This is a genomic window from Stenotrophomonas pictorum JCM 9942 (assembly GCF_001310775.1).
In the GTDB taxonomy this organism is placed as follows: domain Bacteria; phylum Pseudomonadota; class Gammaproteobacteria; order Xanthomonadales; family Xanthomonadaceae; genus Stenotrophomonas; species Stenotrophomonas pictorum.
This window is the reverse complement of sequence record NZ_BAZI01000539.1, coordinates 1-1,423: the sequence shown is the minus strand read 5'-3', so window position 1 is coordinate 1,423 and position 1,423 is coordinate 1. Positions and strand designations below refer to the sequence as shown.

Here is a 1,423-nt window from a genome sequence, read left to right as displayed (position 1 = left end):
CCTGTGGCGCGGGCGCGGCGACCACCGGTTCCAGGGCGCGCGGTGGCGCAGCACCATCATCAGGATCACTGCGGCAATGACCGCCATCAGGATGAAGCGGATGCGCCAGGCCCAGCTGCGACCGTTGCCGGTGGCCGCCGGGGGTTCGCTGAAGGCGTACTCGGCGGTGGGATGGTCGCGGCGGGTGGTGTCCAGCAGGCGTGCCTCGCGCAGTATCTCGCGCGCCCGCGGCTGGTCATTGGCATGCACCACCCACACCGACGGCAGATTGCCGGCGCTGGTCCTGTCCAGATAGCTGAACTGGCCCCGACGCTTGCTCTGGTACGAGCGGCCATTGGTGACGCGCACTTCGATACCGGCATCGCGCAGCATCTGCGCCACGCCCTCGGCGTTCTCGACCCGCTGACTGCTGAAAATCTTGCGCATGGTTCAGCCCTTGCTCGTTTCGTTGGCATCCGGCGTGACCCGGATCAGGCCTTCCTGCGCGGTGCTGGCCACCAGCACCCCGTCGCGGGTGAAGAACTGGCCGCGCGCCAGGCCGCGCGAATCCTGCGCGCTGGGGCTGTCCAGCGAATACAGCAGCCACTGGTCCACGCGGAACGGACGGTGGAACCAGATCGCGTGGTCCAGCGAGGCCATCTGCACATGCGGCTGGTAGTAGCTGATGCCGTGCGGGAAAGTGGCCGTGCCCAGCAGGTGGAAATCCGAGGCGTAGGCCAGCAACGCCTGGTGCAGTTCCGGCGCATCGCCGACCGGTTCGGTCAGGCGCAGCCACACCTGGTGATAGGGCGGGCGCTTAGGCGGATTGAGCTCGTCACGCGGGTAGACATGGCGGAACTCGAACGGGCCGCCGCGCGAGAGCCAGCGCTGCACCTTCACCGGCAACCGCTCCAGCACCTCGGCCGGCAACGGGCGGTTGGGCTCGATGTCCTCCGGTTGCGGCACCTCGGGCATCTTGTGCTGGTGCTCGGCGCCGGTTTCGGCCTGCTGGAACGAGGCCGCGCAGAAGAAGATCACCTTGCCGTGCTGGATCGCGGTGACCCGGCGCACCGAGAAGCTGCCGCCGTCGCGGGTGCGGTCCACGTCATAGACGATGGGGTGGTCGATGTTGCCGGCCCGCAGGAAGTAGGCGTGCAGCGAATGCACATGGCGGCCGTTGTCGACCGTGGCCTGGGCGGCGGCCAGCGCCTGGCCCAGCACCTGCCCGCCGAACACGTATTTGGTGCCGATATCGCGGCTCTGGCCACGGAACAGGTTGTCCTCCAGCCGCTCCAGCGACAGCAGGTCAATCAGTTCGGATACCACGGGTTCGGCGTTGGCGGACAAGACGGCGACCTTCAATTCGACAGGCCGCGATTATAGCGGTCGCCGGCTGCCCGCCGGTCCGCGGTCAGCGCTTGCCCAGCCGCGCCACCAGCGCCTG

At 68.2% G+C, this 1,423-nt stretch carries 2 protein-coding genes; both read right to left on the bottom strand.

What is annotated here, in order from left to right; genetic code table 11:
- Positions 1-426, bottom strand: a 426-nt coding sequence (locus tag JCM9942_RS15830; RefSeq protein ID WP_054660823.1) for a putative signal transducing protein, incomplete at its 3' end; no start/stop codon positions are given.
- A 3-nt stretch (positions 427-429) separates the two neighbouring features.
- A complete protein-coding gene (gene tesB, locus JCM9942_RS15825) occupies positions 430-1,326 on the bottom strand; it encodes an acyl-CoA thioesterase II (protein WP_054660821.1) in 897 nt (298 codons plus the stop codon).
- Positions 1,327-1,423 lie beyond the last annotated feature (97 nt).